The organism is Streptococcus lactarius, assembly GCF_016642265.1.
In the GTDB taxonomy this organism is placed as follows: domain Bacteria; phylum Bacillota; class Bacilli; order Lactobacillales; family Streptococcaceae; genus Streptococcus; species Streptococcus lactarius.
The window spans coordinates 64,587-88,671 of record NZ_MRXX01000002.1 but is presented as its reverse complement, the minus strand read 5'-3'; the positions used below and the strand labels follow the sequence as shown (position 1 = coordinate 88,671).

Here is a 24,085-nt window from a genome sequence, read left to right as displayed (position 1 = left end):
AATGGTAGAAAAGGACTTAGTCCTGTGCAATACAGAACTAAATCCTTCACTTAAATTATTTGTCTAACTTTTTGGGGTCAGTACATTTTAAGCGTTTTTTATTTTTGCCAAATGCGAACTATTGCACTGTATTTCAATTCAAACTCTACCTTTTTCACTACCTTTTTTCTTAAGACCTGGTTTGGAAAGTATGGGATTCAGTTGGACTAAAAACAGGGGAATATTTTTAGTTCTGTAAGTATTAATCTATACGCTTACATATATCTTTTGGTCTCTATCCTTTAGGTGAAAATACCGATTTTATGGTATAATAAGGATAACTCTATATAAGGAGGTGTGCCATGACTCTTGATGTAAATAAAGAAGAATTAACAATTTTAGGGATTCCCTTTGATAACTTTTCGGATTTTGATACTGTCTGGTATGCTATTGGGTCATCAATGATTGAAAATTATGAACCTACTGTTCAAGATGTGATTGATTTAAAAACTTATGTTATCAACAGACGAAAGGAATTGAATATTGGTTAAAAATCAATACAAGGTCTATAAGTACATTGACCCCAATCACCAATATACCTATCCAAATTCCACCGTCTTAATCAACAAACAAAATATTACAAATATTGAAGAAACCTACCGGAATGAACACTTATTCGTTCCTTAGCACTATCAAAAGGGTATTCTGCACAAATACGAGTGGAACAAGATGATGAAATTTACAACCTTTATATGGACGGAACTGTCTATGGAGATTTAAGAAAGTTAGAAGAACTACTTGGTAAAATACTGAAAAAATTGTAAATTAGTCTACAAAAATACTTCTATATTTTTAAATATCCTAAATATCACAGAAAATTATAACTTACCAAGGTTTAAATCATAATAGATAGACAAAAAGCTTCTGAAATCTAACATTTCAGAAGCTTTTTTCTTGTCATAAAATAGCTGCAACTATTATTATTCAATATATATTATCTCTATTTATTAAAATAATTAATGTTTAAGTAGTGGTCCGCTAAGATGAAATTCAAAATTTGTAACATCAACTAAACCAACAACTTTGTCACTTTGATATAATTCCATCAAAAATTGTGCCATCTCTTCACTTGTGTGATATTTAGCAAAATGCTCATCATAATTGTATTCTTTCGAATCTGTAGCAACTTGACCGAATTCCGTTTTTGTGGCAGCTGGAGCTAAAACCTTAGCTTTTAATTGATGTTGATTTGCCTCTAGTTCCAATGCCAAGCCTTCTGTAAAAGCACTGACATAAAATTTACTTGCACAGTATGTAACTGCATTTGGAACCATCATGTATCCGCCTCTAGATGATAAGTTAATCAATTGAGCGCCTTTACAATCTTTATAATCTCTCACATATAGAGTTGATAGAATTGTTAAAGCTTCAATGTTTAGATGGATTAATGTTATTATCTTTTCTAAATCTTGAGATTCAACCTTATCATAATTTCCAAAACCAGCATTATTTATTAGAGTAGTAATGTGATATTTTTTCAAGCTTTCATAAAGAGCAAAAACATTACTGGACTTCGATAAATCAACAACTTTAATAACAACATCTAAATCCGGATAATGGTTCAAAATCTCTTGCTTCAATTTTTCTAGTCGTTCTTGACGCCGAGCAATTAAAATAAGATTCGTTCCTAATTTTGCAAATTGTCTTGCTGTCTCCGCTCCTATACCAGCACTGGCTCCAGTAATACAAGTATAATTCTTCGTTTGTTCCATACTATTTTCTCCTTTACAGATTGCTATTTGCATTTTTTATAAGAGTCACTGCTCCCATCAAGGTCCTTGACAGCCTTATCACTAAGCCCCTTTGGAGCTCTCTATTTCTTCAAACCAATTTTTCGTCTATATGGTATTACCTCCTCTCCTAGCTTTATATCAAATTCCTTTGATGCTATGTATTTTACATAGTAAAGCGCACTTTATGTCAAGAGAAAACTGGAAATTTTTTGATTTTTTAAAAATTATGCTAAAATAATAAAAAAAGGGGGGGAAATATTATGGCTCACTATTCTATTGGAGAATTTGCTAAAAAAACTGGACTTTCTATTTCCACACTTCGATACTATGAGCAAGAAAAATTGATTTACTCACACAGAGAAGAAAATAATCGTAGATACTATGATGACTCTGATATAGCGTGGACTCAATTCATTATTAGATTAAAAAAGACGGGAATGTCTATTAAAAATATGCAAGAATACGCTGACCTAAGATATAAAGGAGACTCCACAATTCCTCAACGACTTAGACTACTATTTTTTCAACTTGATGAACTTCATAAGCAACAAACTGAAATTAACCAACATATTGATTTTCTTGAAAAGAAAATTAAAACTTATTTAGGTATTAATCCTAATTAGCACCATTATTATTTTCTTTATCCAAAAAAGGGATTGAAAATAAAATTTCAATCCCTTTTTATTATGCTATTTACTCTTATTTTCCTAAAAATTAATACAAATCAGCAAAAATAGAATTATTCATACTTATCAGATTGAAGACAAAGTTAAATTAAAAACTTTCCTTAGGTGAGTACGGACGTCGGCGAACTTCGTAGAAGTTCCATGACTAATTATTGAGCCTAGGGTCTCAATAATTCCGAGTACCTGAAACTGTATTGTTTCAGGCACTTTTCTCACAGCGGAAAGTTTCATTTTTTTCTTGATTCATTCTAAAAATTGAAGCACATTTATATTTCTTTGCAGAATTGCTTAACTTATTTTACTTGAAAATAGTTTGTCTACATTCTTAGTCTTTTTCTATGATTCTTAATTAGCAACTCATTTCTTGAAAAAGCGATTCACATCTGATTGACATGCTTCCAATAGTGTTTGTTCATCCGTTAATTCGAGTAGCTGCAAGCCTTCATCGACCAACTTTTTATCACTTAAACAAATTCCAAGTGTCACTTTAGCATTTCCTAGAAAATCATATCGCTTACTTTTTTTGGCCGTATCTAACAATAAATAACTGATACTGGTACACTTCTCTATCAAACCATTCCAAAGAAAAATGCTAGCTAAATTAGAGAGTAATTTATACTTGGTGGGAAGAATCTCTGTATAATCAGAGTAATCATTCAACCTATCTATCACTTCATCACAGACAGAAATCACTGTTTCTAATGGAAGTGTAAATAAAATAACAACAATTAATTTTAGGTCACTATGGTACCAGACATCCTGATTTTTAATTTCGTTCCAAGCTTCCGTGGCCATCGTTCTTACCTTCTCATCTGGACCAGATTCTCTTAAACAAAGAATGACCTCTACTCTCTTTAGTATATTTAACACAGGAATATCATTAGGATGTTTTTTTAAATAAGCTACACTCTTATTCTTCAGTTCCAATAATTTATCATTTGATTGGTAGGTATTGTTACCTTCTGCTAATAAGATAATTTCTTCTCTATCGGAGTGGTGATAAGAATGGCATATATATCGAAATTCTTCGAAATCTAGGCCAACTTGCTTTAGAAGATGCTCCATCAACTCAAAACTCGGCACCACTTGGTTCGATTCAATACGAGACAAGTGCGCTCTTGAAGTGTAATCCTGGCAAACTTCCTCTTGACTAATATGTTTTGATTTTCGTATTTTTTTATAGATCGTACCATAATCCCAACGCATAACAGCTCCACCTCTAATTATGTGTATATATGTGACATTTTTACATTTCGATATAGGTTTAGTATATCATATATATTAAAGAAAGACGTAGAAAACGTGAAAAAACCACTATTAATTTTTTATTATAATCGCTCCCACTCTTCAATTTGTTAGATAGTTGGAGATGGCGGGGATTCCATTCATTGAAAGGAGACCTGTGTTATGGTAACTAAGTATTACAAGTATATTCCTTGGTTGGTCCTAGGAGCTATTGGATCTTATGAATCCGCAACTTATTTTGGACATAGCACATTTGATACGCTGTATTTATCTATTGTTTTTATGATTGTTTACGTAGCTTTATTCATTCTACACGAAAAATATTTGAAATATAAATATAAAGAAATATTTACACATATTATGAGCAATCCTGAAAAAGATCATCATCCTTAGTAAGACATAGCATACTAAAGCACTTCGAGAAATGACCTATTTTTGTCAAAGTTCATTTAAGCTCTATTTTCTTTGAGCTTGTAGTTTTATTAGTGAGGGGGGACAAATGGTTAACGTTAGCGAATATAAAACTTACCTTGTATTGTATGTTAAAAGTATCCTCTATCTGTGGAAAACGTCGCCATTCAATATTTTAGTTTTGATTATCACGATACCGATCCAGGCATTATTGCCTTCGTTATCATTGTATATTGCGAATATACTCATTAATAGAATGAACAACCTGTCACAACAATTATTATTCTTATTGCTGGGAGTATGGGGTGTTGCTTTCCTTTTAAATAATATATTTACGCCGTTAACAACAATGATTCAAGGCAAGTTGACAGATGATCTTACCTATACATTGAACTGTGATATTATGAAAAAGTCTGAGGAAATTCAGACGATTGACTATTTTGAAGACAATAATTTTTATAATGATATTCAATTATTAAGTTCAGAAGCAAGTTGGAGACCTGTGAATTTATTGGTCTTTGGGACTAGTATTATTTCAAATGCAATACTGTTTATTTCAATGCTGGTTATATTTGCATCATTTCATCCAGTCATTGCCTTACTCATGCTGCTGGTTTTAGTTCCACAAGGGATGATTTCTTATTCCCTTCAACAGCAAGCTTTTGAAGTCCTTGTTTCCAACAGTGAAGAATCAAGAAAACTAGAATATTATAGTCAGGTTTTACTATCGTCAGAGGCGATCAAAGATGTGAGACTATACAACCTCTACAACTTCTTTATGAAGAAGTATACTCAATCTTTCTCCAGTATAAAAAGAAATATTCAAAAGACAAGGTTAAAAAAATTTAACAGTTCTGTCATTTTTTTGATTTTGACCGCTCTATTGAGTGTAGGAAGTTTTATCTATATCATCTATTCTATCAAAGTAGGACAATTGGGAATTGGAGCCATAATGCTTTTTTCTTCAAGTATTGTGTATGCCATTAATAGTATGTCAAGATTGATTGAAGATTCTAGTTTGCTGTACGACACCTTGCTTTATATGGAAAAATTTTTCAAGTTTATTGCACTGCCATCAGACTCTAAGAGTGCTACAGTTGCTGTACCATCAAGCATTGAAAAAATAGATTTCGTAGACGTATCATTTAAGTATCCAACTAGTGAAAACTATGCCTTAAAACATATCAGCTTCAGCGTCAATAAGGGAGAAAAGATTGCTATTGTTGGAGAAAACGGCGCAGGAAAAACCACATTGATTAAGTTACTTACCCGATTTTATAATATCGAAGAGGGTGAATTATTGATCAATAACGTATCAATTAGCAACTTTGATCCAGAGAAATTTAGGGAAAATGTCTCCGCTATTTTTCAGGACTTTTCTAAATTTGATCTTACCCTTAGAGAAAACGTGGGCATTTCGAATATACAGGAGATCAATGCAGATGATCAAATCCTAAAGGCGTTAGAGGACAGTGGGTTTGAAAGTAGTCTATCAGACCTAAATACTATTCTTGGAAAAAAATTTGATCATAGTCGTGACCTTTCAGGAGGTCAATGGCAAAAAGTTGCGCTAGCAAGAGCTTTCTTCTCTCATTCACCTATACTGATTCTAGATGAGCCTACAGCTGCACTCGATGCTCGAACCGAATATGAATTATTTGAGAAATTCTTAAAATTAACGGAAGGAAAAACCGTATTTTTCATTACACATCGATTATCAAGCGTCCGACAAGCAGATAAAATTTTGTTATTAAGAAATGGAAGGATTGAAGGATTTGATAAACATGATGCTTTAATGAGAACCAACAAATACTATGAAGAGCTTTATACCATGCAATCTTCTTTATATTACAAAGAATTGAACTAACTTTCAATTGCTATCGGTATAAGAGCGTATTCTTATGAAAACAAGCAAAAACAACCGGAAAAGAAACAGTTCACGACTGCTTCTTCTCTGGTTGTTTTTTATACTAACGATTTTTCCGACTTAATTGATAAGAGTACATCACAGGGATAAGGACAATGGCGAGGATGACCAGCACCAGTACATAAGACAGCGCGAATTGGAGGCCTGCTTCAAGTAGGAGGATCAAACCTCCGAGGACCCACAACTTCCCTGCCAAGCGATGGGTTTTGTGCCAGTTATCTTCACTCTGTAAGGTCCAAGGCAGACGGATGCCAACCGTGTGATTCACTTTCAACTTAGGCATGTAATTGCCCATGATTACAAAGATGAGGCCTAGCAACACTGAAACAAAAACAGATGGATTGGTCGTAGAGCCTAGCGCCTTGCTATAGATGAGATAGGAGATACTTAAGGAAACGATTGGAGTCAACCAGTGGTTTACTTTGACCATTTTCTCATTCATCGTGCGATTCTTAGGATCACGTCCGATCATAAAGATCACAAACAGATGCACCAAAAGAAGGAAAATAGGAAGGCCAAACACAACCAGGGGTTTTGGTTGGAAGTTATCAGCCTGATCAGCAATATTAAAGTGAATCGAGATTTGGTTAGGTAATTGCGACCAAATCATCAACCCCCAAAACATGGGGAAAAGGATCACCATAGAAGTCAATAGCAATAGTTTTTTATTCGTTTTCATCAGTAGAATCTCCTTTCAAATCAACGAGCCAGACCATTAAATCTTCCAAGACAGAAGTATTGAGTTCATAGTAGATAAAATTCTTCTCTTTTTCCTCTCGAATTAGATCCGCCTGCTTGAGGATGCTTAAATGGTGGGAAATGGTCGCTCCTGCTACATCAAAGTGGCTAGCGATATCTCCAGCAGATAATTTTCCCGCCTTTAGCAGTTCTAAGATACTTCTTCTTATCGGATTTGATAAAGCTTTGAATGTTTGCGCAAAATTCATTCTCTATCTCCTCTAATCTATTTAGAAATATTTCTAAATAGATTGTACAACTTCACTATCTTTTTGTCAACTCTATTTAGAAAAAAATCTAAATAGTTTCTGTTGTAAAAAATTATCAGACCTAAGACCTATTTTCAAAAAGAAAACCCTTCCTTAAGTTTTCTTTAAGCAAGACGCACTATAATAAAACCATCAAATGAAGACCTCCTAACTTTATTTGATAGAAAATCCTAAACTTTTTCATAATAATCTCCCTATAGAGGCCACCAAAACCGGTGGCCTTTTTTCTGGGAGTGAGACAGAACAATTTTTTAAAATTGCTTCGCTTCCTTATTTTTTGGCTTAGGTTGAAAAGGTTCCCCAAACCTTTTCAATTGTCTCACCCCCGCACAGTTGATTAGGTATTCTTTGGAGCTATAAGAGCGAACAAAGATACCAATCAACCACTGCGTCATGTAACTATTACTAAACCTATTTCATCGCACCAAGCCTAATTAGGTACATTGATGCAGTTTGAGCGGAGCGAAAACTACGATCCTTTCCCGAAACTATTTTTCTCATATCGCGAAAAAAGCCTCTACAAAAATCTGGATCCTCAGTCTAGACTTCTGTAGAGGCTTTTCATCTTTTATCTCTCTTCCATTACATATCTTTGTGGATGCGATAGGTATTGTAGGCTGTGACCACGTTAGCCACGGCACTGACTCTTGAACTGCGTGCGATATCGGCTTGTAGGGCATTGGCTTCTTCTTGCAAATTCACTTGCGTTTCTTGGAATTGTTGCATTTCAAGCAGATTATAAGCTTCTGGCAGGGTTGAAGCGCGTCCTTCTGCGATTAAGTTGTAGAGTCGAAAAAGGTCATGGTAGTTATAAAATTTTTGTGGAAAACCTTGCAGCCCTTGTTGGTAGGCTGGTTGGCTGATTTCCTGGTGATAGAGGGCCTGAGCATTGGCTAGAGCTTGCTTAGCTGGGGCTACAAAGACAAAATATTTGAACGCAATCAGCCCACCCATCAAGCCAAGCATCAAGAGAAAGCCGTTCATCAGATGGCTTTGTTCCAACAGAAAAATCGTGAAGGCAAAAAGAAGATTGAGGGCCATCGTTACAGTGATTGGTCCATTGAGTCTTTTCGCTGCTCGATTCAAGCGGTTTTGTTGCCGTTGGACTTCATCCCAAGCGACTGCAGCTGGTGCTGTTAGTACGCGCTTTTCGTCTAATAAGTGTAAAATTTCTTGTGTCGTCATTGTAAATCTCCTTTTGTTATCAGCTTATCTTCTAGAATTGACCTTATTTTATCAAAAATCCTTTCCTAAAAAAGGGCCATGTAAACTATAGTTTCATTTTTCTTAAAAATAAGAAAAATTCTCGTATTTTGACCGAAAATTAAACTCAGAGTTTAATTTTATTTCTTTTTGAGCTATACTAGGGTAGTACAATAGAAAGGAAGTTTCTTATGTCCTCATCTTCTCCATTTGGTCCAACATTTCGTAAAATTCGTGAAGCACGCGGTCTTTCTCTCAAAGAAGTCGCTGCAGATATTGTCTCTCCTCAGTTCCTCAGCCAATTTGAGCGCTCTCAAAAAGGAGTAACCATCGAAACCTTCTCTCGCCTCTTGCTGTCTATGGGGGTGGATTGGGATACCTTTTTGTCCCATTATCCTGGCTTAACCATTCAAAATTTTAGTCCTATTTTGATGAAATACATTAATCAAGAAAATATGGATTTCTTAGCAATCATCGATCGGTTAAAACATGAGAAATCACCTGTAGCAGAGGGAAACAAAGAGCTCTGGCAACTCTATTTGCGCTCGCTCGAAATCAATGTCAATAACGCGATGGGAAAAGAAATCCACCTGGAGGATGCACCCGTCTCGATTCAACGAATCGCTCAAGAAGTACCTTTTGCCTATCAAAATGAAATTGAGCAGGACTTCACCATTGCCCTTTTATCCGTCTTGCCTTATGAAGTAGTGGCTAAGATTCGAAAGGAGTCACTAGAACTGTTTGAAAGCAGTTATTCAGCCTACTCTGCCAATGCATTGGCCTCTTTGCTACTGAATTTGGCCAACTACTTGATTAAAAAAGAACTCTACCTAGAAGCTAAGAATTTCCTCCAGTCCATTAACCAGCTTCGCAAGCGAAAACCAATTTTGAACACCAGCATTTCTATGCAGTTGGAATTTATGCAGGTCTATGCTCTCCTTGGCTTAAACGACAAGGAAGGGGTCTACCGTGCCAAGCAGGTCATGAAAGCACTTGAAGGCTTGATTGCACTTGAAAATTTCGGAACCCCCTTGGTTCAAATCAAAACCAAATTTATGCTCCGAGTCAATGAACTCAACCATACCGGCATTGATTTCTTCAGCGAATAAATCACTCTCAGACCTAAGACCTATTTTCAAAAAGAAAACCCTTCCTTAAGTTTTCTTTAAGCAAGTCGGGCTATAATAAAACCATCAAATGAAGACCTCCTAACTTTATTTGATAGAAAATCCTAAACTTTTTCATAATAATCTCCCTATAAGGGCCACCAAAACCGGTGGCCTTTTTCTCTACGTACCTTAGTGAGTCAAGTCCATTTGGGACGCAGACGAACTTAGGTACGTTGATGCAGTTCGAACGACAGTGAGAACTACGGTCCTTAGAAAAACGTATCAGTTCACTAACCGACCCATCTATTTTGATTCTATTTACCCCCAATCTATGTTATAATGAAGTGAAATTTTTGACAGAGAGGTATTTATGAAGAAAACACATTCTCGTTTATTGATCCCAGGCATCATCATGCTTGGTATTATTTTGCGGACGCCCTTTACGACGCTACCGACCGTCTTATCTGATATTGCCGCTGGCTTAGGAGTGGACGTCAGCTCTTTGGGGCTGTTGACTAGTCTGCCTCTTCTGACTTTTGCGATTTTCTCTCCTTTTGCGATTCAATTTGCAAAAAGACTGGGAATCGAGCGTCTTTTCTTTCTCGTTTTGATCGTCCTTACTGTTGGGTCTGCCATTCGCACAATCAATCTTCCTTTTCTCTATTTAGGGACCATCTTGATTGGAGCTGGTATCGCCTTTCTCAATGTCCTGCTTCCAAGCTTGATCCAAGCAAACAAACCCAAGCAACTTGGCTTTTTGACCACTCTCTACATCACATCCATGGGGATGTCGACCGCTGTGGCTGCTTCTGTCGCCGTTCCGATCACCAAAGCCACTTCTTGGCAAGGCTTGGTAAATGTTTTGACCGTCTTGTGTGCAATCGCCTTAATCGTTTGGATTCCAAATCTCCGTTACAACCACCATTTGGAAAGGAATCAAGCTACTAAGTCTGATAGCAAGTGGTATACCAATAAATATGTCTGGGCCATCATGATTTATGGAGGTCTTCAATCACTCCTCTTTTACACCAGCATGACTTGGCTGCCAACCATGGCCGTTCAAGCCGGGCTTTCTAAAGTAGAATCTGGCCTCCTTGCTTCTGTATTTACACTGATTAGCTTGCCTTATTCTCTCACAGTGCCAAGCCTAACCACACGCCTTTCAGATCAAAAACGCCATCTGATGCTTATGATCTTGGTTGGAGCTGGTATTTTGGGAGTCGCTATGCTCTTAGTTCCAACCAGTAACTTCTTCTACTGGCTGATCATCAATGCCCTGATCGGAAGTTGTGTTAGTGCCCTCTTCCCTTACCTGATGGTTACTTTCTCCATGAAATCAACGACACCGGAAAAAACGGCTCAACTGTCTGGTCTGTCTCAGACCGGTGGCTACATCTTTGCAGCCTTGGGTCCCATCCTATTTGGTTACAGCAAATCGCTCTTTCATTCATGGACACCTGCTGTCGTTTTATTATTGATATTAACCCTTATCATGGCATTTGCCCTCTATCAGGTAGAAAAAGTCGATAAAATCTTATAATCAGGCTCTGGCTGGAAGTTCGTCTTCCGGCCTTTTTTCTGCCTACAAAAAAAGAACTAGGAGCTCGTCCTAGTTCAACGTTTCTAGATTGAATGATGATTATCCGTTAAATGAGATATGCACGTGGTCATAGTGGTTTGCTGTATCTCCACCACGGTCAGGCATTTGGTTCCAAGTGTTAGCTGGTCCGTAAATGTTGTCTACTGGCATGTAGAATTGTTGTTTCCAGATGACGTATGAAATACCTGCACGGTCCATATTGTCAATAGCATATTGAGCTACTTGATCTCCGAGTTGTGAACTGGTTGGGACCATTACGTCCACTGCAAGTCCTTTACCATGATCGTCTGGATCCCCTTCACGGTAACCACCAATGTTTGTGATACCGAATTTCGCAGCGATTTCTTGACGGAAAGCTTCTGCTTGTGGTTGAAGATGTGGATCAGTTGGAATCGTATTTCCGCTTGCTGGAGTTGATGCTACTGATTGCACTTCAGGGGCAGCAGCAGTTTCTGTTGCTGCAGGTTGTGTTGGAGCTTCTTCCGTTGTTGGAGCAGATTGAGGGGCAGCTGCTGCTTCTGTGGCTGGTGTTTCTGCAGGAGCTTCTGAGGCTGGAGCAGATTGAGGGGCAGCTGCTGCTTCTGTGGCTGGTGTTTCTGCAGGAGCTTCTGAGGCTGGAGCAGATTGAGGGGCAGCTGCTGCTTCTGGGTTTTGAGTTGCAACATTGGTAGCTGGAGCACCGTAGCTTGGTGTTTCTGGAACAGCTGATGGTGCTGTTGTTTCTGCGGCTGGGACAGCAATTACTGGAGCTTCTTGAGTTTCTGCTGCTGGAGCAACTGGAACTGCTTTGTTATCTTCATTGACTGGTTTTGACAAGTCGTTCACAGCGACGGTTTGGTTGTCAACTGTCACTTGGTTTGTTGTCAAATCAGCACTTGCAGTTGTAGCATCTGTCGCACCTGCTTGAGGAGTTTGGATTTCAACTGAAGTCACTTCTTTTTGATCGTTCACAGTTGTTTTCAAAACAGTACCTGGGTAGATCAAGTCCATGTTGCTGATGTTGTTCAAGTTTGCCAATACGTGAACATCGATTCCAAGTGCTTCTGCGATAGAACTCAACGTATCACCATACTTGATTGTATAGGTTTGTTGGTTGTCACCACTTTGTTGAATGTCGTGTTTGATTTCATCTACTGAGCGAGCCACCCAATCTTCAAGGGTTTCTGCTGTTGCTTTTGTGAATGGGATCACTGCAAGAGCTACTGTCGAAGCGATAAGGGCTTTCGTGTTAACTTTTAATTTCATCTTTTATCCTCTTTTTTCTTTGCTTTTGCTCAAGATTTTCTTGGGCAAATTGATTACTATTCTATCTTATCACAATTTAAAAATAATAAAAGGACTTTTTGGCTATTTAACAAAACTGTATTTTTCTTGTAACATTTCGTCTTTCTTGTCACATTGTTACAAACTAGTAACATAAAAATAGAGAGTTGAGAGAAGAGGGCGAGGGCGCAAAAAACCTCATCTAGGATCGGTCCCTTGATGAAGTTTGACATCGCACGAGATCTAAGAGCTGTGTGAAAAACGCAAACTGTAATAGTACTAACTTCAAAGGCACAGTAGCTGATTGGATTTTTCTCTCGCTTTAAGAGCTCGGAAAAATCCTAATCAGCCTTGTGGGGGCAGGACAACGAAGCATTCTATACAACAGTGCTTCTGTCCCGCTCCCTATTTTCACTTTGCATTTTGCGGGCTTTGTATCTTATGAATTGAACACGCCTACAACTCTTTGGAAAAAGATAAATCCAACTAGAAGCTGGCGCTTCGTCGCTGGATTTCCTATTTTCCTTTGAGTTGCTTAACGGCTTTGTATCTTATTTTACCTTCATGATTCTGACGAGGTTGGCGCGTTCGGCTTCTTCGAGTTTCATTTCGATATAATATATGGTTTCTTTGAGGTCTGGGATGGTCGCATATTCCAGTCCGTTCACTCGACGGCGGGTTTTCTCGATTTCATCTGCCATAAGTTGACAGCTTTTTTCGATTTCCGCTAATTTGAGCAAATCTGTAAGAAGGGCACCCATTTCTTGGATGGTGCTGTCCATTTGACTGTTGGAGGCGAGGTAGCTATAGACCACATCTCCTTCGTCATCGCCGTACGGATTATCGATACGAGCATGGAGTTTGGGCACGCGCACACTCATGACATTTTCTTCCTCGATATCGAGTCTCACTTCTCGCGTGGGAACAGCAAAGATTTCTTCTACCATGAGGTCGCTCTCTAAGGACTTGGCCATCACGAAATCTTGCATGTTGTCCACCAGTGCTGCCTCTACCCTTTGGCGCAAGCGGTCATTCTCACGCACCGCCTCAATAAAACGGCGCATGAGTTCATCCCGCTTATCCTTGAGCAACTTGTGTCCACGGGTTGCTGTCTTGAGGCGCTCTTTGAGAATATTGAGCTCCATCCGAGTTGGTTTTACATTTAATCGTGCCATAGGCTAATCCTCTTTGTTTGGCAGATACTTGTCAATCATCTCATCCTTGATCCGTTTAAGCTCTGTTCGTGGAAGGATGGATAAGAGTTCCCAACCGAGATCCAAACTTTCCTCAATCGTCCGATTGGTGGTAAAGCCTTGGTTGATGTATTCTTGCTCAAAGCGATCGGTGAATTTGACATAGAGCTTGTCGGTATCGGACAAGGCAGACTCTCCAAGCACTACAGCCAGTTCTTTGGCTTGTTTTCCTTGGGCATAGGCCGCAAAGAGCTGGTTCATGGTCGCCGCATGATCTTCCCGTGTCTTACCTTCACCAGAACCCTTGTCCTTCAAACGAGAAAGGGATGGAAGAACATTGATCGGTGGGCGGTAACCGCTATTGTAGAGATCGCGAGACAAGATAATTTGCCCTTCCGTGATGTAACCTGTCAAGTCAGGGATGGGGTGGGTGATGTCATCTTCTGGCATAGAGAGAATCGGAATTTGGGTCACCGATCCCTTTTTCCCAACCAAACGTCCTGCACGTTCGTAGAGGGTCGACAAGTTGGTATAGAGGTAACCTGGATAGCCCCGACGTCCTGGAACCTCCCGACGGGCAGCGGATACTTCCCGAAGAGCTTCACAGTAGTTGGTCATGTCGGTCATAATAACCAAGACGTGCATGTCTTTTTCATAGGCCAAATATTCTGCCGCGGTCAAGGCGATCCGAGGAGTCGCAATCCGCTCGATAGCGGGATCATTGGCTAGGTTGATAAAGAGGACAGAGCGGTCAATAGCTCCTGTTTCCCGAAGGTCGTTCATAAAGAACTCGGCTTCTTCAAAGGTGATCCCCATAGCCGCAAAGACCACGGCGAAGTTTTCTTCAGAATTAAGAACCGTCGCTTGACGAGCAATCTGAGCTGCCAACTCCTTGTGAGGGAGACCAGAACCTGAGAACACGGGGAGTTTTTGGCCCCGAACCAAGGTGTTCAAGTGGTCAATAGCTGAGATCCCTGTCTGGATAAATTCATCTGGATAGTCCCGCGAAACAGGGTTGATGGCTTGCCCATCAATGTCCAAGTACTTCTCTGGGATAATCTCTGGACCACCGTCGATGGGTTTGCCCATCCCGTTAAAGATGCGACCCACCATGTCTTCAGACACAGGGAGTTCTAGGGGACGTCCGGTAAAGCGAACCTTGGCTTTTTCCAAATTGATTCCGCTAGATCCTTCAAAGAGCTGGACCATGGCCTTATCTTCTTGGACTTCGAGGACTTGTCCCTGACGGGTCGTTCCGTCATGGAGCTTGATTTCTACGAGTTCATTGTAGTGAACCCCTTCGACCTGATCGACAATCATCAAGGGGCCAACAACTTCGCTGACAGTACGGTATTCTTTAATCACGCTCATTGTCTACTCCTCCTTTTGCGACGATTTGGTGTAGGGTTTCTACGATTTCTTCTTTCAAAGCTTGGATAGTGGCCAACTGATTCTCATGGATGAACTTGCTCCGGGCAATGCGGTCTCGAAGAGTTACGGTTCCTTCCATAATTTCTGTGAAGTAAGCCCCTAATTCTAGTGCTTTTTGACTTTCTTGGTCAAAGGTCAAGATATTGGTCAACAAGGCAACTTGCTTGCTGAAAGAGGTATAGGTATCGACCTCATCAAAGGCATTTTGTTGCAAGTAGTCTTCGCGGATCATCTTGGCCGCATTCATGGTCAAGCGGTCTTTTTCAGACAAGGAATCTAGACCAACCAAGCGCACAATCTCTTGTAATTCACTTTCTTTTTGCAACAAGTTCATAGCGCGGGTCACTTTTTCAGACCAGCTAATCTGCTCGTGTTGATCGATGTATTGGCCCACCTCATCTTGGTAAAGCGAGTAAGAACTCAACCAGTTGATGGCTGGGAAGTGGCGCCGTTGGGCCAACTGAGCATCCAAGCCCCAGAAGACCTTAACAATCCGCAAGGTATTTTGCGTTACGGGCTCTGAAATATCTCCACCCGGAGGGGAAACGGCACCGATAGCGGTAATCGAACCTTCACGCGCAGTGGTTCCCAGTGTCTTGACCCGACCTGCCCGCTCGTAGTACTCAGCAATCCGGCTACCAAGATAGGCTGGGTAGCCTTCATCTCCGGGCATTTCTTCTAGACGGCCAGACATTTCACGAAGAGCTTCTGCCCAACGCGATGTCGAATCGGCCATGATGGCAACGGAATAGCCCATATCACGGAAGTATTCAGCAATGGTAATCCCTGTGTAGATGGAAGCTTCCCGCGCTGCTACTGGCATGTTCGAAGTGTTGGCGATCAGAACGGTCCGTTGCATAATGGATTGACCAGTTGTTGGATCGATCAATTCTGGGAACTCATTCAGAACGTCCGTCATTTCATTTCCACGTTCCCCACAACCCACGTAAATTACGATGTCTACATTGGCAAACTTAGCCACCTGGTGTTGCACGACCGTTTTTCCAGCTCCGAAAGGGCCGGGTACAGCTGCAGCTCCACCTTTTGTCACAGGAAAGAAGGTGTCAATGACCCGTTGACCAGTGACCAAAGGCTCTACTGGGATCAATTTTTGTGCAAAGGGACGGCCTCGACGAACTGGCCATTTTTGCATCAAAGTACCAGTAAAGAGGCTACCATCAGCCTGTTCGATCTCATAAACCGGTTCTTCCACTGTGTAAGAACCTGCTGCGATCTTGGTCACACGTCCACTGACTCCAAATGGTACCATGATGCGGTGTTCCACCATATTGGTCTCCTGAACGGTACCGACGATGTCTCCAGCGACCACCTCTGTCCCTTCTGCCACACTTGGTTCGAAGGTCCATTTGGTATCACGGTCTAGATTTGGAACTTGCACCCCACGAACCAGAAAATCACTGGCAGTAACTTCTTGGAAGCGTTCCAAGGGACGTTGGATCCCGTCAAACATCTGGGAAATCAAACCGGGTCCCAACTCGACAGAAAGGGGAGCTCCAGTTGTGACCACTGGTTCTCCTGGTCCGACTCCAGATGTTTCTTCATATACTTGGATAGAGGCTTCGTCACGCCGCATCTCAATAATTTCGCCAATCAAACCAAGATCGCCGACCCGGCAAATATCTTGGATATTGGCCTCCTGCATCCCTGATGCGACCACCAAGGGACCGGAAACTTTGATAATTTTTCCTTGAGTCATGTATTCCTCCTGGGAATCCTTTGTTTCTTTGTATTACTTTTGCGCCATATCGGCTAGAGATTGCTTTTGTTGGCCATTTTCATCGAAATTAGTTGGATCCAACCAAGCTTCAAAACGTTCTTTGATAGCTGGCCATTCTTGATCAATGATAGACAACCAATCTGTGTCTCGCGTCCGACCTTTGTAAACAACAGCCTGGCGGAAACAGCCTTCATAGGTGAATCCCAAGCGCTCAGCTGCTTTGCGCGAAGCTTGGTTTAAGGCATCACATTTCCACTCATAGCGTCGGTAACCTAAGTCCTCAAACACATAGCGCGCCAAGAGATACTGGGCTTCTGTAGCCATGCGTGTCTTTTTTAGCGCTGGTGAGTAGGTCACTGCTCCGACTTCGATCACCCGATTGGCTTGATCGATCCGCATGAGAGAGAAAGTCCCTAAGGCCTTGCCTGAATCTTTGTCTACTATCGCATAGTAAAAGCGACCTTGGGCTGTCATGAGCTCATCCAACAAGCGGTCCCACTCCACTTCATTGCGGGCAGGGCCTTTGAACAGAAAGGTCCACATATCTGCTGGGGAGGACGGCCCATAGACCTGATAAAGATCCGCACCGTGCTTTTCTTTTGACAGGCGCTCGATCACGGTATAGCGACCCTCGATCCGCTCGATAGCTGGTAGACGTCCCGGTGTAAAATTGGGCAGTGCATCGCCAATGGCTTGGCCAAATTCATTTGTTCTCATAAAATATCCTGTCCTACTGCTTTTTCAACATTATCACGAATGCGTTGCCGTCCTAGCCCTGTCGTTCCTCGATGGGTCGGGATAAGGATCAGAGCCGGTGTCAGCTGCTGGTCATAATAAGCCACTGTTTCTGGAATAGCCTGAGCTATATCCTCTGTCAGGTAAATAATCCCGAAGTTTTCTCGGCTGAGTTTGCGCAAGGTATTGACCGCTTCTTGTGGCTCTGCGACCGGATAGGTTTGAAAGCCAATCAGGCGAAAAGGAAGGATGGCGTCCCGATTGCCCACAACCGCGATCTTATAGGTCTGTTTGTCCATAAATCGGTCTCATCCTTTCTTTGATGTCTGCTAGTGGAAAACCATTGTCCAAACCAGAGAGGACTAAACGAAGGTTAGTCACCTCTAGCTCTTTTCCGTAAAGATAGCGGACAAGGGGTAGCGGTCCATCCACTTCAAAACGACCAGCGTCTAGAAGACTGAATTTCACCAAACTTTCTAAATACTCCAACTCCACGGTCTTTAATTGACCAGTGCGCATCTTTTCTTCGTAAGTGTCTAAGGCGAGATCATAGTCCAGAGGATTGACTTGATAAAACCAGGTCAACCACTGACCCGATTCTAGCAGGTCGATCACCTGATGGGCACTGAGTCTTCCTTCATCCGAGAGCAATTGGTGCATGAAACTATGCGGTTTTTGCTGATCCAAGGCCCGTTTGACCGTAATGGCATTGTAAAAATCAATGGTCACGTCCACCAACTGCTTGAGAATTGGATGATCTAAGCTTTCTCTTAGAATTTTCAGGTGTTTAAAATAAGCTAGATCCATACCGATTTCAAGCACCCGCAGGTCTTGATAGTCTTGGTATTCTTGCCAGGTAGCAGCCACTTCTTCAGCCATAAAATTCGGGCAATGTTCTGCAGAAAAGGTCGCCACCAAATGCTCAAGCACATCGAGAGAATAAGGACCGATGGGGATCAATAAGTGTCCCAATGTGCGCTCTGTCGCCTTGTGTTTCAAATAAACCTTGAGGTTATGATAGGTATATTTCAAGGTAAAAAGGCTGACCAAATCTGACTGAGGTGTTGCTTCAAAGGCCCATTGGTATTCTGCCAACAAGGCTGCCATCAAACGGCTCTCGATTGCTTCTGGATTTTTGATTTCTTGGCCATCTAACGCATAGGGCGTTCCTTGCAGCAAGACTTCTCTGCTTTCGCTAGAGTCACTTGCAAGCAACTGCTCAAACTGACTGGGACTGAGAAAACTGGCCTCACGTACACTGATTCCGGTATTGACTTGAGAATAGGTCCGTTCGCTCATCGTATCCTCCTAGTTTGCTTCATCAGTGAAAATGCTGGCTGCCATCTGGTAGCTTTCTTGCTCCCAAATGGAATCCACCAAATCACGGTAGAGATAGTTGTCATCAATCTTCCCAACCGACAAGACAAAGCCTGCTTGAGCTGGAATCGTCGCTTCTGAGACCGTCAAGTCCTGGTGAGCCTGACGCAAGTGTTCCAGATCAGCTGGTCCAAATTTTGCAGCACTCACTGCTCCAAAGGTCAAAGTTACCGCTTGTCCTTGATAGTGATCTAGGACAGCTTCTACAAATTGCACTTCCTTTTCAAGGGGCCATGCTGCCATCGCTTTATATGCCTCTGCAAAGAGATCCTTTAAGACCCGTTGCTTGGTGACAAGGGTTGATTGGCGTTTTTTATTTTCGATTTGTTGGGTTTCACGTTGCAATTGACGTTGAACCCGCTTGAGCTGCTCCGAGCGTTGATTAAGTTTGTCTTGGATCAAACGCTCTTCTTGAACAGTCTCTTCTTTTAGGATGCTCTCTTTGGCTTCTTCTACGAGTTTTCGCCCCTTTTCGTGGGCTTGGGCCAAGATCGAATCCTTTAATTGGGTATGTTCATCCATGTCGTTTTTCTCCTATTGGCATGCGTCTTGTGTTTTTCGTCTCTAGACGAATCCATCAAAGCTAGCTCTTAACCGACGCGTAGGGTCAATAGGAAGGACACAACGAAGGCCAAGATGGCATAGGTTTCAACCATGGCCGCAAGGATAACCCCTTTCATCATGTCTTCAGGACGTTTTGCCAAGATTTGCATCCCCGCTGTCGCAACATTTCCTTGGTGTTTTGCTGAGAAATAACCAACGATCGCAACTGGAAGAGCTGTAAAGAAGTAAGCGACTCCTGTTTCAAGTGGCATATCTGGCTTAATTTGCAACCAGATCAAGATCCCGATAACGAAACCATACAAACCTTGTGTACCTGGCAACAATTGCAGAATCAAGGCTTGGGCAAATTTTTCTGGTTGTTCTTTCAAGAGCGCTGCTGCTGCTTGACCCGTTTTACCAACCCCAAGGGCAGATCCCATCCCACTAAGAGCGACGGCGATCGCGACACCAAATGCTGCAAAGAAGGCGCCCCCATGGGCTGAAAAATATGATGCTAAAGATTCCATGATATACTCCTATTTTTTAAAAGATAATACTTATTTTTTTGTTTTAATATAACGTTCAGAAGGTTTAAGAGGGCGAAATGGCTTGCCTCCTCCTTCGTAGAACTTACCGAAGAATTCCACAAAGATCAAACGGGCTCCATGCACGTACCCTGACAAGAAGGACAGGAACATATTAATGGCATGAAGGACGATAAAGAGCAGAAGCCCTACCGTAAACCGTCCAAGCGGTGGAAAGAGATTGACAATAAGGTTAAAGGCTGAACCGATACTAGCTCCAGACAAGCCCAAGGCCATCAAACGGGTGAAGCTGACCAAGTCTCCGACATAGCCACTGACATTGTAGAGGTTAAAGAGACCAGACGCTAAACCAGACAGCTTCTTGGTACTGACGATGGAAACAATCAAGATCCCAATCGCATTCAAAATAGCTAGCCACTTACCAATCGGCACCAGAAGCGCCATCCCAGGCAGGATATTGCCCACTGCTAGCAGCATTAAGCCAAGCAGGATCAAAACCCAGGCAAAGCCTGAATTGTAGGCTTCGGTGTAGTCTTTGAGGCGGACATTTTTCATGCCTCCTAGGAAGAGGCCCACTAAGACGGTGATAAAACCAAAGACCACTGAGAGGATCAGGATGGTCATAGCATTGCTGGTCGTACTGATCAGGGCAAAAGGCATCTCAAATCCAAAGAAAGAGCCATAGACCACTCCCCAAAGGGCAACAGAAATCCCAAGGAGACTGAAGAAACGAAGGTTCTTGGCTGTACCAGGCTTGAGCTTGAAGGCTTTAAGGGCAAACCCTGTCGCTACCGTTAGCAAGAGTCCATAACCGATATCTGCGACCATCATGCCAAAGAAAACAAAGTAGAAGAGTGAAACGATCGGTGTCGGATCTTTCTCGTAATACTTAGGCAAGGCATACATCTCTGTGACTAATTCAAAGGGCTCTACCAAGGCGCTATTTCGCAACTGGATCGGCACGTCATCCCAATCTTTTTTCGTTACATCGCGCGTTTCTAGTAGGACCCGAGAACCAAAACCTTGCCGCAAGAAATCTCGTAATGAGGCCACTTGGGCTGTTTCGATCCAACCCTCTAAGGCTACCAAACTTTGCGTGCTGGCTAGCAGTGACTTGGCTTCCTCACGAGCTCCCAAGCTCAACAAGTAATCCATCTGATACTTGAGCTGATCCAACTCCTTCTGGGAGTTTTGCAACTCTGCTAGCGTTGCTGCAACCACAGCTTCCTGCTCTTTGATTTCCCCTTCTAGGCGATCCAAGTAGGCAGCTGGAAGTTGCTCTTCTTCATAGTCCAATTCTTTGAACCCATGCTCTTCTAAGAGCTCTTGAACAGCCGTACGGTCTCCCGAGCGATACAGGATCATATAGCCGTGTTCCGTCTCAGATGTAAAGACTTCTTCTAGTTCCAGCTCAGGATGAGCTTTTAAGGAAGAACGAACAGCGTCTGTATCGCTATTGGGAATGGTCCCGATCAAACCATGCACATAGTGAAAGGTAGCAAGGGCTGCTGGCGTCACCTCTAAGGGTCGCCATTTTTCTAAGCGCTCGATCTCTCCCTTTGCATCCGCAATCTTCTGATGGGCCTTGTCTAACACGCGCAACTGGCGTTTCAACTTGGTCAATAGAAGATCCTCATCTCGAATCATCCCGTGGGCCTGCAGATCATTAAAAGACAAACTTAAGGGTTCTTCCTTGAGAGCTTGCATGGCCTTTTTCTCAGGCATGTAAGCTTCTAGAGTTTGAATCATTTTTTCAACTTGTTCTTGGCGTTTTTGCAACTCTACCAAGGCTTGACGATTGTCTTCTGTCAAGGGTTGAGACAAGGCAGACACCTCAAAGGCTGCCTGCCACTCTTCGTTTTCACTCAGATCATAAATCTGAACGTTTGCTTGGGCTTGCAAGGCTAGTAGTAGTCTGTCCAAGTCATCTTTGGGCAAGATAAGGGACAATTTTTGCATCTGACTAATGGCCATAGCTTGCTACCACCTTTTCTACAATGGCTTCGACTAAACCGGCGCGCTTGTCGGTCATCGCTTGCTGCACCTTGGCGTCGTTTCTCGCGACCGTTTCGTCTAGGTCTTTGGCTAAAGCGACAAGTTTTTCTTGGGCATTGGTTTCAGCCTCAGCTACCAATTGCTTGGTTTCCTCATCGTAATGCTGCGCCACTGTTGCAAGGCGATCACGCGAATCCGTCCGGACTTGCTCGACTTGCTCTTCATAAGTAGCGATCACTCCTTGAGCAGCCTGTTCGATCTCTTGCATCATTTCGAGTGTTGCATTCGACATCGTCACACCTCCTTATTCAACTATCATTCTTTAAACAACAGTATAATTACCTTAGATTATACCATATTTTACATAGTTTTGTTCGGGAAATTAGGGATCGATCGCTCCTAAAACGACCGTTTTTTAAGACAAGTTTTTCCCCTGATCCATTAAAAATTTGGCTACTGCTCCCAATCTTCCTGCTTCATTTCCTAATGTAGCCGTTACAATTTCTCGCGGTAAGAATCGTTGGTCCTGAACTGCATGATACAATTCGTTTTGCAATAGGGGCAGCAAAACATCTGAGCGAGCAAAGATGCCACCTCCTAAAATCATTTTCTCCGGATTTAAGACATAAGAAAGAGTGACCAATCCTTGTGCCAGATGATGAACGTATGTTTCTAAAACCTTCAAAGCAACTGGATCACTCTTATCCACCGCCTCAAAAAACGTTTTACCAGTTTGATGGTGTAAGCCAGTTGCTTCCTCATACATCTGAACAAGTGCTGACGCAGACGCTAAGGATTGCCAATCAGCATTCCCAATCGGTAAATATCCGATTTCGCCTGCTGTGAAATTATGCCCGGACAAGATTTGTTCATTGGTGAAAATACCACCACCGATACCGGTCCCAACCGTAATCATAACAGTAGAATGGCTATTTCTGGCTGCACCTTTCCACATTTCTCCTAACAAGGCGCAATTGACATCATTTTCTACTGTGACGGGAATGGAAAATCGTTTCTGAATCTCGCTGGAAAAATCAGTTCCACTATAAGAAGGAATGGTATAACCTGCATATACAATTTTCCCTGATTGGCTGTCGACCACACCTGCTGTCGAAATCGCAACCCCGTCTAAATCAAGACTAGATTGATAGCTGGCAATAAGGTCGCAAATTTGCTCCAGTATCTCATTGGTTTGGTTCTCATGGCATATCTTGGTACTCTGTTCCGAAAAATGTCCCAAAGCAGTGCCATCTTCGTCGTATACATCCGCTTTAATAGATGTACCTCCAATGTCGATTCCTAAAATATTCATTGTTCATCCTCCTTCTTATGCATATTGAGGGCCGAAAGTGTGTTGGTAAAGATATGATTTCTTTTTTCTCTATCCAAATCCACATAATAGGCATAAAAAATATCCACTACGACTAAGACTGGAAATTGTGGAGAGATCAGCGTACCTTGAGGCAAACTTTCCTTTACGGCCACAGATACCAGCTCCTCACACCGCTCTTTTAAAAACGCACTTGTTTTGGATGTTATCAAGACCGTCCTAGAGCCTCTTTGTTTCGCCTGATAGACAGCATCTAGAATTTCTTTGGTCTCACCTGATAATGAAATCCCGATCACCAGACATTCCTCATCCAGCATGACCTCATTGACTCGGATCATGTGGTCATCTGTAATCGCCTTACAAATCATTCCCAATCTCATGAAACGAAATTCCATTTCACGCGCCACAAGGCCGGAACTCCCCATCCCGTATATATAGACCCGTTTCGCCTTGTCTAACATACGGCTGACACGCAAGAACTGTTCTTCATCAATCAAGGAAAATGTCTTATTTAGCAACTCTCCATAATCAGATAAGACACTTTTTGTAATGTGGCGACTAACATTTTGAATCTCCTGATTGGATCCCTCAAATTCATAGACAAATTGCCGGTAGCCTGTAAACCCACACTTTTTAGCAAATCTTGTCAAAGAAGAGAGGGAAACATACAATCGTTTCGCTACTGATTGTGCAGACAAGTCGTCTTGCATAACCTGATCAGATAAAAAATAGTCGGCTATTTTCTTTTCTAAATCCGTTAAGCTTTCATAGACCGACTCAATAATAGGTTGTATACTTTTTTCTAATGTAACCATTTCTCCTCCACTCTGGCAAGATCTTCTAAAAACGGGGAAAGAGGCTGGGAATAGTCTCCAACCTCCACTAACAATTCATGGGAACATCCGTCCTCTGAAAGGCTCTATCGAGCCATTTAGACCACTCAATGAGAGAAATCAGTGGCCAGATGACAAGAAC

Annotated in this window: 24 protein-coding genes and 1 pseudogene; 7 read left to right on the top strand and 18 right to left on the bottom strand. The window is 41.8% G+C overall.

Annotated features, from left to right (window positions below; genetic code table 11):
• Window positions 1-341: 341 nt before the first annotated feature.
• Together BTU61_RS02120 and BTU61_RS10330 are read left to right on the top strand one after the other, a co-directional pair.
• Complete coding sequence (locus BTU61_RS02120; protein WP_014713950.1) at window positions 342-530, top strand: hypothetical protein; 189 nt, start codon at window positions 342-344, stop codon at window positions 528-530.
• Window positions 523-803, top strand: a pseudogene (locus BTU61_RS10330) (hypothetical protein). The gene BTU61_RS02120 and the pseudogene BTU61_RS10330 overlap by 8 nt, the downstream one beginning before the upstream one ends.
• Before the next feature lie 192 nt (window positions 804-995).
• Here BTU61_RS10330 and BTU61_RS02110 read toward each other — a convergent pair.
• A complete protein-coding gene (locus BTU61_RS02110) occupies window positions 996-1,751 on the bottom strand; it encodes an SDR family NAD(P)-dependent oxidoreductase (RefSeq protein WP_021151586.1) in 756 nt (251 codons plus the stop codon).
• A 281-nt stretch (window positions 1,752-2,032) separates the two neighbouring features.
• Here BTU61_RS02110 and BTU61_RS02105 point away from each other — a divergent pair, with 281 nt between their 5' ends.
• The gene (locus tag BTU61_RS02105) at window positions 2,033-2,395 is read left to right on the top strand and encodes a MerR family transcriptional regulator (protein WP_002888280.1); all 363 of its coding nucleotides are present in this window, start codon (window positions 2,033-2,035) and stop codon (window positions 2,393-2,395) included.
• Between the two features lie 420 nt (window positions 2,396-2,815).
• On the opposite strand, the gene BTU61_RS02100 is transcribed toward BTU61_RS02105, so the two are convergent.
• Entirely contained in the window at window positions 2,816-3,664 is an 849-nt protein-coding gene (locus BTU61_RS02100) for a helix-turn-helix domain-containing protein (RefSeq protein ID WP_200772147.1), read from the bottom strand.
• 201 nt (window positions 3,665-3,865) lie between these two features.
• On the opposite strand from BTU61_RS02100, the gene BTU61_RS02095 reads away from it, so the two are divergent.
• Together BTU61_RS02095 and BTU61_RS02090 are read left to right on the top strand one after the other, a co-directional pair.
• The gene (locus BTU61_RS02095; protein ID WP_200772146.1) at window positions 3,866-4,096 is read left to right on the top strand and encodes a hypothetical protein; all 231 of its coding nucleotides are present in this window, start codon (window positions 3,866-3,868) and stop codon (window positions 4,094-4,096) included.
• A gap of 106 nt (window positions 4,097-4,202) precedes the next feature.
• Window positions 4,203-5,981 carry an ABC transporter ATP-binding protein gene (locus BTU61_RS02090; RefSeq protein WP_200772145.1) on the top strand — a complete coding sequence of 593 codons (1,779 nt, stop codon included), beginning with the start codon at window positions 4,203-4,205 and terminating at the stop codon, window positions 5,979-5,981.
• Between the two features lie 103 nt (window positions 5,982-6,084).
• On the opposite strand, the gene BTU61_RS02085 is transcribed toward BTU61_RS02090, so the two are convergent.
• From BTU61_RS02085 to BTU61_RS02075, 3 genes are all read right to left on the bottom strand, one after another.
• Window positions 6,085-6,720, bottom strand: a complete 636-nt coding sequence (locus BTU61_RS02085; protein ID WP_200772144.1) for an SdpI family protein — start codon at window positions 6,718-6,720, stop codon at window positions 6,085-6,087.
• Window positions 6,707-6,988 (bottom strand): autorepressor SdpR family transcription factor, encoded by a 282-nt coding sequence (locus tag BTU61_RS02080; protein WP_200772143.1) that lies wholly within the window; start codon window positions 6,986-6,988, stop codon window positions 6,707-6,709. Before BTU61_RS02080 ends, BTU61_RS02085 begins: the two co-directional genes overlap by 14 nt.
• Before the next feature lie 642 nt (window positions 6,989-7,630).
• Window positions 7,631-8,233, bottom strand: a complete 603-nt coding sequence (locus BTU61_RS02075; RefSeq protein ID WP_200772142.1) for a hypothetical protein — start codon at window positions 8,231-8,233, stop codon at window positions 7,631-7,633.
• A gap of 209 nt (window positions 8,234-8,442) precedes the next feature.
• Between BTU61_RS02075 and BTU61_RS02070 the strand changes: the two genes are divergently transcribed.
• Window positions 8,443-9,360 (top strand): helix-turn-helix domain-containing protein, encoded by a 918-nt coding sequence (locus BTU61_RS02070; RefSeq protein ID WP_200772141.1) that lies wholly within the window; start codon window positions 8,443-8,445, stop codon window positions 9,358-9,360.
• Between the two features lie 370 nt (window positions 9,361-9,730).
• A complete protein-coding gene (locus tag BTU61_RS02065) occupies window positions 9,731-10,900 on the top strand; it encodes a CynX/NimT family MFS transporter (protein WP_200772140.1) in 1,170 nt (389 codons plus the stop codon).
• Between the two features lie 99 nt (window positions 10,901-10,999).
• Here BTU61_RS02065 and BTU61_RS02060 read toward each other — a convergent pair whose 3' ends face one another.
• From BTU61_RS02060 to BTU61_RS02000, 13 genes are all read right to left on the bottom strand, one after another.
• Window positions 11,000-12,205 carry a M23 family metallopeptidase gene (locus tag BTU61_RS02060; protein WP_200772139.1) on the bottom strand — a complete coding sequence of 402 codons (1,206 nt, stop codon included), beginning with the start codon at window positions 12,203-12,205 and terminating at the stop codon, window positions 11,000-11,002.
• Window positions 12,206-12,774: 569 nt separating this feature from the next.
• Entirely contained in the window at window positions 12,775-13,398 is a 624-nt protein-coding gene (locus BTU61_RS02055; protein WP_200772138.1) for a V-type ATP synthase subunit D, read from the bottom strand.
• A 3-nt stretch (window positions 13,399-13,401) separates the two neighbouring features.
• Window positions 13,402-14,787 (bottom strand): V-type ATP synthase subunit B, encoded by a 1,386-nt coding sequence (locus BTU61_RS02050; RefSeq protein ID WP_003002370.1) that lies wholly within the window; start codon window positions 14,785-14,787, stop codon window positions 13,402-13,404.
• Window positions 14,774-16,564, bottom strand: coding sequence for a V-type ATP synthase subunit A (locus BTU61_RS02045; RefSeq protein ID WP_200772137.1), 1,791 nt, complete (start codon window positions 16,562-16,564; stop codon window positions 14,774-14,776). The genes BTU61_RS02050 and BTU61_RS02045 overlap by 14 nt, the downstream gene beginning before the upstream one ends.
• Before the next feature lie 33 nt (window positions 16,565-16,597).
• The gene (locus BTU61_RS02040) at window positions 16,598-17,302 is read right to left on the bottom strand and encodes a GNAT family N-acetyltransferase (protein WP_200772136.1); all 705 of its coding nucleotides are present in this window, start codon (window positions 17,300-17,302) and stop codon (window positions 16,598-16,600) included.
• Complete coding sequence (locus tag BTU61_RS02035) at window positions 17,299-17,619, bottom strand: V-type ATP synthase subunit F (protein ID WP_200772135.1); 321 nt, start codon at window positions 17,617-17,619, stop codon at window positions 17,299-17,301. Before BTU61_RS02035 ends, BTU61_RS02040 begins: the two co-directional genes overlap by 4 nt.
• The gene (locus tag BTU61_RS02030; RefSeq protein WP_200772134.1) at window positions 17,600-18,619 is read right to left on the bottom strand and encodes a V-type ATPase subunit; all 1,020 of its coding nucleotides are present in this window, start codon (window positions 18,617-18,619) and stop codon (window positions 17,600-17,602) included. Before BTU61_RS02030 ends, BTU61_RS02035 begins: the two co-directional genes overlap by 20 nt.
• A gap of 9 nt (window positions 18,620-18,628) precedes the next feature.
• The gene (locus tag BTU61_RS02025) at window positions 18,629-19,219 is read right to left on the bottom strand and encodes a V-type ATP synthase subunit E family protein (protein WP_200772133.1); all 591 of its coding nucleotides are present in this window, start codon (window positions 19,217-19,219) and stop codon (window positions 18,629-18,631) included.
• A gap of 68 nt (window positions 19,220-19,287) precedes the next feature.
• Window positions 19,288-19,767 (bottom strand): V-type ATP synthase subunit K, encoded by a 480-nt coding sequence (locus BTU61_RS02020; protein WP_003009435.1) that lies wholly within the window; start codon window positions 19,765-19,767, stop codon window positions 19,288-19,290.
• Window positions 19,768-19,797: 30 nt separating this feature from the next.
• Window positions 19,798-21,759: a V-type ATP synthase subunit I gene (locus BTU61_RS02015; RefSeq protein WP_200772132.1), complete on the bottom strand. Its 1,962-nt coding sequence runs from the start codon at window positions 21,757-21,759 to the stop codon at window positions 19,798-19,800.
• Window positions 21,749-22,072 (bottom strand): hypothetical protein, encoded by a 324-nt coding sequence (locus BTU61_RS02010; protein ID WP_200772131.1) that lies wholly within the window; start codon window positions 22,070-22,072, stop codon window positions 21,749-21,751. The genes BTU61_RS02015 and BTU61_RS02010 overlap by 11 nt, the downstream gene beginning before the upstream one ends.
• A gap of 123 nt (window positions 22,073-22,195) precedes the next feature.
• The gene (locus BTU61_RS02005; protein ID WP_200772130.1) at window positions 22,196-23,092 is read right to left on the bottom strand and encodes an ROK family protein; all 897 of its coding nucleotides are present in this window, start codon (window positions 23,090-23,092) and stop codon (window positions 22,196-22,198) included.
• The gene (locus tag BTU61_RS02000) at window positions 23,089-23,925 is read right to left on the bottom strand and encodes a MurR/RpiR family transcriptional regulator (protein WP_200772129.1); all 837 of its coding nucleotides are present in this window, start codon (window positions 23,923-23,925) and stop codon (window positions 23,089-23,091) included. The genes BTU61_RS02005 and BTU61_RS02000 overlap by 4 nt, the downstream gene beginning before the upstream one ends.
• Window positions 23,926-24,085 lie beyond the last annotated feature (160 nt).